Annotated in this window: 9 protein-coding genes; 5 read left to right on the top strand and 4 right to left on the bottom strand. The window is 57.3% G+C overall.

Annotation, left to right across the window (positions count from 1 at the left end):
- Positions 1 to 92: 92 nt before the first annotated feature.
- Positions 93 to 587 (top strand): adenylate kinase, encoded by a 495-nt coding sequence (locus KGB24_RS13590; RefSeq protein ID WP_223414565.1) that lies wholly within the window; start codon positions 93 to 95, stop codon positions 585 to 587.
- Between the two features lie 108 nt (positions 588 to 695).
- Here the strand turns inward: KGB24_RS13590 and KGB24_RS13585 are convergent, their stop codons facing one another.
- Positions 696 to 1,871 (bottom strand): aspartate aminotransferase family protein, encoded by a 1,176-nt coding sequence (locus KGB24_RS13585; protein WP_223414566.1) that lies wholly within the window; start codon positions 1,869 to 1,871, stop codon positions 696 to 698.
- Positions 1,872 to 1,973: 102 nt separating this feature from the next.
- Between KGB24_RS13585 and KGB24_RS13580 the strand changes: the two genes are divergently transcribed.
- From KGB24_RS13580 to KGB24_RS13565, 4 genes are all read left to right on the top strand, one after another.
- Positions 1,974 to 2,879: a LysR family transcriptional regulator gene (locus KGB24_RS13580; RefSeq protein WP_223414568.1), complete on the top strand. Its 906-nt coding sequence runs from the start codon at positions 1,974 to 1,976 to the stop codon at positions 2,877 to 2,879.
- Between the two features lie 65 nt (positions 2,880 to 2,944).
- Entirely contained in the window at positions 2,945 to 3,958 is a 1,014-nt protein-coding gene (locus tag KGB24_RS13575) for a sensor domain-containing diguanylate cyclase (protein ID WP_008036628.1), read from the top strand.
- A 78-nt stretch (positions 3,959 to 4,036) separates the two neighbouring features.
- Positions 4,037 to 4,987 carry a phospholipase D family protein gene (locus KGB24_RS13570; protein WP_223414569.1) on the top strand — a complete coding sequence of 317 codons (951 nt, stop codon included), beginning with the start codon at positions 4,037 to 4,039 and terminating at the stop codon, positions 4,985 to 4,987.
- A 65-nt stretch (positions 4,988 to 5,052) separates the two neighbouring features.
- Entirely contained in the window at positions 5,053 to 5,445 is a 393-nt protein-coding gene (locus tag KGB24_RS13565) for a GNAT family N-acetyltransferase (RefSeq protein ID WP_008025435.1), read from the top strand.
- A 12-nt stretch (positions 5,446 to 5,457) separates the two neighbouring features.
- Here KGB24_RS13565 and msrA read toward each other — a convergent pair whose 3' ends face one another.
- Genes msrA through msrB form a run of 3 tightly spaced genes read right to left on the bottom strand, consistent with a single transcriptional unit; the run spans position 5,458 to position 8,525 of the window.
- The gene (gene msrA / locus KGB24_RS13560; RefSeq protein WP_223414570.1) at positions 5,458 to 6,165 is read right to left on the bottom strand and encodes a peptide-methionine (S)-S-oxide reductase MsrA; all 708 of its coding nucleotides are present in this window, start codon (positions 6,163 to 6,165) and stop codon (positions 5,458 to 5,460) included.
- A 31-nt stretch (positions 6,166 to 6,196) separates the two neighbouring features.
- Positions 6,197 to 7,972, bottom strand: a complete 1,776-nt coding sequence (locus KGB24_RS13555) for a cytochrome c biogenesis protein DipZ (RefSeq protein ID WP_223414571.1) — start codon at positions 7,970 to 7,972, stop codon at positions 6,197 to 6,199.
- Between the two features lie 34 nt (positions 7,973 to 8,006).
- Positions 8,007 to 8,525, bottom strand: a complete 519-nt coding sequence (gene msrB, locus KGB24_RS13550) for a peptide-methionine (R)-S-oxide reductase MsrB (RefSeq protein ID WP_223414572.1) — start codon at positions 8,523 to 8,525, stop codon at positions 8,007 to 8,009.
- Positions 8,526 to 8,667: the final 142 nt, after the last annotated feature.

Here is an 8,667-nt window from a genome sequence, read left to right as displayed (position 1 = left end):
GGCTTGCTCGCGAAAGCGGTTTGTCAGCCGCCATCAATGTTGCCAGACACACCGCTTTCGCGAGCAAGCCCGCTCCCACAGTGGTTCTGAATATGAATCTCACCCGAACGCTGATCATCGGCAACTCCGGTTCCGGCAAAAGCTGGCTGGCCGAGCGATTGGCCGGGCAACTGCAAATACCCCGGATCGACCTGGACACCCTTCACTGGCTGTCCGACGAACACAGCATCGCCCGCCCCCGCGCCGAAGCCCTGGGCATGGCGCGGATCGCAGCAGATGAAGAGCACTGGGTGATCGAAGGTGTCTACGGCTGGATCGTCAGCGAACTTATCCACAGGGCCACGGCGTTGATCTGGCTGTGCATTGACGATGAGGAATGCGTTGCCAATATTCGCCTGCGTGAGGCAAATCGGGATGAGCAGGACGAGAGGCTGATCGCCTTGCTCGACTGGGCCGGCAGTTATCGTGCTCGCGAAGGTTCCAGTGGGTTTGCCGTGCATCGGCAGATGTTCGAAGGGTTCGCCGGTTCAAAACTGCGACTCATGAACCGCGCGGACATCACCGACTTCGCTGATTCCTGGCCGTAAAAGAGCGAACCGCACCTGTAGGAGCCAGGCTTGCCGGCGAAAGCGTCCTCAAGAGCGCCTTCGCCGGCAAGCCTGGCTCCTACAAAAAGCGGTCAGCATTAAAGTAGCTCAGACCGTTTTCACCGCCCGACCAACCCCTCTGACAATCATCTCCACCTCGCGCTCATCAATCGTCAGCGGTGGCAGCAGGCGGATGGTCTTGCCCCGTGTCACGTTGATCAGCAAGGCGTGATCCCGGGCGGCGATCAGGGTCAGGTCGCGGATCGGTTGCTTGAGTTCGATGCCGATCATCAGGCCCTGGCCGCGAATCGCCAGCACGTTCGGGTCATCGGCCAACTCAGTGCGCAATCTGGCGAGCAGGCGTTCGCCCTGTATTTTGGCGTTTTCCAGCAGGCCCTGTTCTTCGATGATGTCCAGCACGGTGCAACCCACGCGGCAGGCCAGTGGATTACCGCCGAACGTGCTGCCGTGGCTGCCGGGGGTGAAGAGGTCGGCGGCTTTGCCCCGGGCCAGGCAGGCGCCGATGGGGACGCCGTTACCGAGGCCTTTGGCCAACGTCATGACGTCCGGAACGATGCCTTCGTGCTGGAACGCAAACCACTGGCCAGTGCGACCGATGCCGGTCTGGATTTCATCGAGCATCATCAGCCAGCCACGCCGATTGCACAGGTCGCGCACGGCCTTGAGGTAACCGGGCGGTGCCAGTTGCACACCGCTTTCACCCTGGATCGGCTCCATCAGGATTGCCACGATTCTTGCGCCGTGGGCCTGCTGCACCTTGTCCAGCGCCTTGAGGTCGCCGAACGGCACCTTGACGAAATCACCCGGCAGTTCATTGAACCCCAGGCGCACGGCCGGGCCATCGCTGGCGGACAGGGTGCCGAGCGTCCGGCCATGGAACGCGTTTTCCATGACGACCACCAAGGGTTGTTCGATGCCTTTGTGCCAGCCATGCAGCCGCGCCAGTTTCAGCGCAGTCTCGTTGGCTTCGGCACCGGAGTTATTGAAGAACGCCCGCTCCATGTCCGCCAACCGCGTCAGCTTCTGCGCCAGCCGCTGTTGCCAGTCGATGCTGTAGAGGTTGGAGGTGTGCAGCAGCAGGCCGGCCTGTTCGCTGATCGCCGAGACGATTCTGGGATGCGAATGCCCAACATTGGTCACCGCCACGCCCGCCACCGCGTCCAGGTATTCACGACCGGCCTGATCCCACAGGCGCGTGCCCAGGCCTTTACTGAAACTCAGTGCCAGCGGTTGGTAAGTACTCATCAGGCAGGCGGCGGTCATGACATCAAGCTCCATCAATGGTCGGTGTTTTTGCAGTATGGTTAGCCACCTGAGCTGGATAAACGCTGCAATACTTCAATCATTTAAAAGTCGGGCTTGATAATGGATTTGTTCCAGGCAATGACCGTGTACGTAAGAGTGGTGGAATCCGGCAGCATGACCGCCGCCGCTTTTCAGTGCGAAATGTCCACCACCATGGTGGGCAATCACCTGCGGGCACTGGAGCAGCGACTGGGTGTGCGCTTGCTCAACCGTACGACCCGGCGCCAGCGGTTGACGGAATTTGGCACCGCGTACTATCAACGCTGCCTGGAAGTGCTGGGACTGGTGGCCGAATCCGAACGCCTCGCCGAGCAGGCCCTCGACGAGCCGAGCGGCACCCTGCGCATTACCGCACCGTTAACCTTCGGCACGGAAAAACTGGCACCGGAGCTCAGCGAATTCGCCCTGCTGTGCCCGCGCGTAAAACTGGACGTGGTCCTCACCAACCGCCGCCCGGACCTCCTTGAAAACGGCATCGACGTAGCGTTTCGCCTGGGCAACATGGAACAGACCAACCTGATCGCACGTCCACTCGTGGACTACACCCTGACCATGTGCGCATCGCCGATCTACCTGGCGCGTCGCGGCAACCCGGAAAAACCTGATGACCTGCGACACCACGACTGCCTGTCCTTCGCCTACCCGGCCGGTGATGACTGGCAATCGGTGGAAAAGGAATGGCGTCTGAGCGGGGCCGAAGGCGAGGTAGCGGTGGCGGTCAGTGGACCGATGCTGATCAACAGCTCTGCCGGTTTGCATCAGGCGGCACGCACCGGCATGGGCATCGTGCTGTTACCCGACGCCTTGGTAGAACAAGACCTCAAGGACGGAACACTGGTGGCCTTGATGCCGAATTACCCGCCGCCGAGCCGGCCAATGAGCCTGATGTACGCTCAGGATCGCTACCGCTTGCCAAAATTACGCCGTTTCGTCGACTTCGCCATGGCGATGTGGGGCAAGCACTAGGCGGTTGAATGCACCATCGACTAATCTCCTCGACTGGCGGGTCGCTTTGGTCAGGGAGAGCAGTGATGGATGGGGCCTCGGATATTGAAGCGTTGAAGTTCAATCTGTCGGATTTGAACGAAGACATGCTGCACACCATTCTGGAACTGGTCAGTGATGGCATCTGGGACTGGAACGCCAATACCGGGTTCGTTTACCGCAACCGCGGCTGGTACGAAATGCTCGGCTATGCGCCTCATTCCCTCAACAACACGGTATTCACCTGGGAATCGGTGATGCATCCCGAGGATTACCCACGGGTCATGGCCCTGTTTGACGCCTACCTGAGCCAACAGGCTCCCGGCTATCAGGCCGAGTATCGCTGCCGCATGCAGGATGGTAGCTATACCTGGGTCGAAGACCGCGGCTACGTGCTCGCCCGCAACGCCGACGGTTCGGTGGCGCGCATGGTCGGTGCGCACCGCAGCATTGAAGACAAGAAGCGTCTGTTCGAAGAGCTTGAACGAAAGAACAAATCCCTCGAAGCCATCGTCGAAGAACGCACTAGAGAGCTATCCAGGGTCAACCAGCAACTGCAGATTCAGCTCGAAGAAAACCGCAAACTGGCGGAAACCGACGCACTGACCACAATCGCCAATCGCCATCGCCTGAGCAAGGACCTGCCTCAGGCATGTGATCGCGCCCAACGCTTCCGACAGCCGCTGTCGCTGATTGCCATGGACATCGACGACTTCAAGAACATCAACGATCACTACGGTCATGCCTTGGGGGATGCCGCGTTGGTGCAGGTAGTCCAGAGCGTGAAACATTGCGTACGCGACGGCGATTTGCTGGCGCGCTGGGGCGGTGACGAGTTCATCATCATTCTTCCCGATACCCCGCTGGCCGACGCCAGAAACCTCGCGGAGACAATCCGCCATAGCGTCGCCAGTTTGCTGCCGGTGGGAGACTTTCAAGTAACCATGAGTTTTGGCGTCGTACAACGCTTTGAAGAAGAACAACAGACCGGGCTGTTGGCCAGGGCTGATCAAGCGTTGTATCGGTCGAAAGTGGCGGGCAAAAATGTGATTTCAGGGTGAAGGTATTGGTTAATCCATGATCACCTCAAGATGTAGTGACAACCTCAGCAAGTCAAAAAATGGAGCAATAGCATTGTTATGGAAATTCTGAACAACGAAAACAATCTAAATGCTTATTTAGAAAAAATTCACAACAAACAAATAACAATAGTTAGTGCCTTTGCAAGCAAAACAGAAAACCTGATTGACACAATGCTAAAAAATGAAAACTCCATTGAGCTTATTATCGGAACAATCAACTCATTCTCCTCCCCCGATTTCATTGAACACTGCAGAGACATCAAAAATAACAAGCTTAACTTTTCTGTAGACTTTGGTTATCAGGCAAGCACCCATTGGAAGGTGTACTTGATAGCCCCGAAGACCGTCATTATTGGAAGTGCCAATTTTACAAGCACCGGAATCAGTCTATTTCGCGACACTTGTGTAGTTATTACCAGCAAGGAGCTTCACAACAACTACAAAAAAGAAATTGCAACAATCAAAAAATCACCCGCCGTTATTTATTCTCGTACGGACACCTTCAACAGGCATTTAAACCTTTACAGAGCGAATCACGACAAGATGCAAAAGGCCTTAGCCAGAGGCATGCAATACGCCGACGGTCCTGATTGGCTAAAGGATGAGTCTAACCAGTCACTGCCAATTTTTATATGGGACACCTATCACACCGAGAAGACAAAAGAGCGCGCACAGAAAGTACTAAAGGAAAACACTTCAACCATTGAGCATAAGGGCATTCGTGACTTTTTCTGTTATGACGCTTCAAGCGGATGCCCCTACAATGAGGGCGACATCGTTATCTGCACCAGCAACAAAGGTCACTACCTTGACTTTTACAGTTTTGACCGAATCATAAAAAGCGGTAAGACATATTACATCTACTCATTAAAACAAGGAAAACTCTTTCGCCCCTTCCCGATAAAACATAGAAAAAGCCAAATTAAAATCCACCTTTCAGACTGGTACGAGCAAGGTATTACTAAGCTGAACAGAGACAACATATCCAGCTTTATGTGTGACGACTAGACATTAGTTATTTCCATCGTCATGTGCGCCAGACAAGGCATCACCCAACGACCATGAGAGACACCATGTACATCTGTGACTTGAAACCCGCAGCGGTTGAATCTGTTCGCCTTTTTCTCGCAAAGAACGGATGGGCCCATCGCACAGGTTCGTCTGATCATTTTGCTCTGCTGATCGCTAACTCCCAACGCACAGCCATTGCGGTGAAGGATTCCAGGATCATTGGGTTCGCCCGAGGCATTACCGATGGACTGTCCAACGGTTATCTGTCGATGGTTGTCGTATGTGAGCACCATCGACTCAAAGGTGTCGGGCGTGCTCTGGTTGAGCATGTCATGGGTGACAACAACGAGATCACCTGGGTTTTACGAGCAGGTCGCGAAGGTGCTTCGGATTTCTTTTCGGGCCTGGGGTTTGAAACGTCGACCATCGCGATGGAGCGTCCGCGTCGTAAGTAACCAAGCCGCCAGTTACATCCCCGCCTTCACCAACACTGGTTTCTCTTGATACCGCTCCGGAAACAACTTCTTCAACTGCGCCACTTTCGGTAGATCGTTGATAACGATGTACGGATAGGTGGGGTGTTCAGTCAGAAAGTCCTGATGTTCCTCTTCTGCCGGGTAGAAACCGTTATAGGTTTCCAGTTTGGTGACGATCGGTTTGTTGAACGATTTCGCAGCGTCGAGCTGGGCAATGTAGGCCTGGGCAACACGTTGCTGCTCGCTGTTTTCCGGAAAAATCGCCGAACGATACTGCGTGCCGTGGTCAGGTCCCTGACGATTGAGTTCGGTCGGGTTGTGAGCCACCGAGAAGTAGATCTGCAACAAGGTGCCATAGCTGACCTGAGTAGGGTCGAAGGTCACCTCGACTGATTCCGCGTGACCGGTATTGCCGTCGCTCACCCGCTCGTATTGAGCGGTGTTTGCCGCCCCGCCCGCGTAACCGGAGACGGCTTTCTTCACGCCTTTGACATGCTGAAACACACCTTGGACGCCCCAGAAGCAACCGCCGGCGAACACGGCGGTTTCGCTGTGGGCCTGGGTGATTTCGTCGAGTGTGGGTGCGGGGATGATGACCGCATCTTCGGCGGAACCGAAAGAGAACGCAGAGCATTGGCCGATGACGCCAGCGGCGGCCAGTCCCAACAGGGTGCGACGCAAGGTGAACAGGGATTTCATGAGGCTGACTCCTGAATCAGTGAAGTGGCGATCAACCGAACGTAAAGGCATATGCCGAGACACCCGGATCGAGAAATTCGATGCTGAACGTCCGATCCGTTACTGCGCCGGACTGGCGCACCAGTTGATACAAACGTTGTTCGGTGACGCTACCGCTGCCATCGGGCGCCACGTCTGTACCGTGGGCATCGCCGGGGGCTTTTCCGTCAATCAGCACTTTGAAGCGCACCGGTCTGCCGTCTGCGCCGGGGCCCAGTACCAGATGCAAATCACGTGCGTGGAAGCGGTAGACAATGCGACTGGCGGGCGCGCTTGAAGTGGCCCGCTCCGGACCGACAGTCCACTGACCACCCAGGCTCCAGTCATTCAGGGCCAGTTGCGGCGGAGGGTTGTAGGTCGTCAACTTGTCGGGAGCCAGACTGGCTTCGGGGACGAAATGCTCCGAGCGCTGGTAGCCGACATAGGTTTCCGGCGACTGCACTTCGTTCATGTCCGGCGCGAGTTGAACACCCTCGGCATTGGCATTGATCAACCCGTCATCCACCTTGGCGGCACCCGCTTCACGCAGCAATTGCTGGATCACCCGCTCCGACTCGGCGTACTCGCCTTCGCCAAAGTGGTGATAACGAATGCGCCCCTGGGCGTCGGCAAAATAGTGGGCCGGCCAATACTCATTGTTGAAAGCTCGCCAGATCTTGAATTCGTTATCGATGGCCACCGGGTAGTTGATACCCAGGTCTTTCATGGCTTTGGTGACGTTGCCTACGTTGCGTTCGAAGGCGAATTCGGGCGCATGGACGCCGATCACCACCAACCCCTGATCGCGGTATTTTTCAGCCCAGGCTTTTACATAGGGCAAGCTGCGCAGGCAGTTGATGCAGGAATAAGTCCAGAAATCCACCAGCACTACCTTGCCCTTCAGCGCCTGGGCATCGAGTGGTGGCGAGTTGAGCCATTGCACGGCGCCATCCAGCGGTGGCAGCTTGCCTTCGATGGGCAGTGTGCCCGGCGCTTTGTCAGCCACGCTCATCGCACCATCAGCAACCGGGGTCCTCGCCATCATCGCCCCGCCGCCGTTCGGTGCCTTACCGGCCAAACGGCCCACCAGCGCCTGCTCGATACCACCGGTAGATGCCGTGGAAAACCGCGCCAGAATCCCGGTATCAAGCCCCAACGCAATCGCCGCCACACCGGCCAGCATGGCCGCGCCCAAACCTCGACGGACCCACTCGCCAGCACCGATGGAACGCTTCATTGCGGCGAAAACCTTACCGCCCAGCAGCAGCGCAACCGCGAGGGAAGTGGCGGCACCAGCGGCGTAGGCCAGCAGCAACAGGGTGGTGGCGATGCTTGCCCCTTGCAGCGCGGCGCCGGTTAACAACAGGCCCAGAATTGGCCCGGCACACGGCGCCCAGAGCAGCCCCGTGGCAACACCGATCAAAAACGAAGCACCGGGACGCGGCCGGGCATCGGCGCCCGCCGCCTCCGACAACCGACTGCCAGCCGCCACCAACGGGCGCGTCAGACGTTCGGCCAACTGCGGCAGCAACAACGTCAGCCCGAACAGGGCGACAAACACCAGCGCGAGCCAGCGTCCATACTGATTGAGTTGCACCACCCAACCGCCGCCCACTGCCGCCAATGAAGCGACCAGCGCGAAGGTCAGCGCCATGCCCGCCAGCAGCGGCAGGCTGCTCTTCATGAACGGCTGCCCGGTGCGAGCGAAGACAAACGGCAACACCGGCAGAATGCACGGGCTGACGATCGTCAGCACACCACCGAGATAAGCGAGGATCAGAAGCCACATAGCGTCGACCTGCAGGAAATGAGAGAAAAAGGAATCAAGCCGCCTGTGGCTTGAAGGTCATCGCCAGACCGTTCATGCAGTAGCGCAGACCGGTAGGTTTGGGCCCATCGTCGAAGACATGGCCCAGATGACCGCCGCAACGCCGGCAGTGAACCTCTTCGCGCAACACACCAAAGGACCGGTCCTGACGGGTCGCCACCGCCTTGTCCAGCGGTGCCCAGAAACTCGGCCAGCCGGTGTGGCTGTCGAACTTGGTTGCAGAGGAAAACAGCGGCAGATCGCAACCGGCACAGGCAAAGGTTCCATCACGATGCTCATTGTTCAGCGCACTGCTGTAAGCCCGTTCGGTGCCCTCTTCCCGCAGGATTTCGTACTGCTCGTCACTGAGCAGGGCACGCCATTCGCTGTCAGTGTGCGTCACCTCGAAAACCTCCGCCGCGCTGGCCTCGCTGACCAGCGCAGAGCTGGCAGCAAATTTTGGCAATACACCGATCGCCAGGACTGCAACCCCCAGCCCGCCGCTCGCTACAAGAAATTGTCGCCGTGAAAACATGGCCGTCTCCAAAATCCAAAGTGCCTTTCATGGAACACAGCCTAGGCTTGGGTTGATCGCCAAATCCTCACGGGAAGTTAAACAATTCGTGATAACTCTGGCCCCGGAAAACCCGCACAATGCGCTCATTGCGCCGAAGGAT

Origin of the sequence: Pseudomonas sp. BF-RE-25, from assembly GCF_019956105.1 — a bacterium.
GTDB lineage: Bacteria > Pseudomonadota > Gammaproteobacteria > Pseudomonadales > Pseudomonadaceae > Aquipseudomonas > Aquipseudomonas migulae.
The sequence above is the reverse complement of the archived record's forward strand: the minus strand, read 5'-3'. Positions and strand labels throughout refer to the sequence as shown.

Coding starts and splice junctions, on each gene's coding strand:
- KGB24_RS13590 (WP_223414565.1), top strand. CDS start 93: ATGAATCTCACCCGAACGCTGATCATCGGCAACTCCGGTTCCGGCAAA.
- KGB24_RS13585 (WP_223414566.1), bottom strand. CDS start 1,871: ATGACCGCCGCCTGCCTGATGAGTACTTACCAACCGCTGGCACTGAGT.
- KGB24_RS13580 (WP_223414568.1), top strand. CDS start 1,974: ATGGATTTGTTCCAGGCAATGACCGTGTACGTAAGAGTGGTGGAATCC.
- KGB24_RS13575 (WP_008036628.1), top strand. CDS start 2,945: ATGGATGGGGCCTCGGATATTGAAGCGTTGAAGTTCAATCTGTCGGAT.
- KGB24_RS13570 (WP_223414569.1), top strand. CDS start 4,037: ATGGAAATTCTGAACAACGAAAACAATCTAAATGCTTATTTAGAAAAA.
- KGB24_RS13565 (WP_008025435.1), top strand. CDS start 5,053: ATGTACATCTGTGACTTGAAACCCGCAGCGGTTGAATCTGTTCGCCTT.
- msrA (WP_223414570.1), bottom strand. CDS start 6,165: ATGAAATCCCTGTTCACCTTGCGTCGCACCCTGTTGGGACTGGCCGCC.
- KGB24_RS13555 (WP_223414571.1), bottom strand. CDS start 7,972: ATGTGGCTTCTGATCCTCGCTTATCTCGGTGGTGTGCTGACGATCGTC.
- msrB (WP_223414572.1), bottom strand. CDS start 8,525: ATGTTTTCACGGCGACAATTTCTTGTAGCGAGCGGCGGGCTGGGGGTT.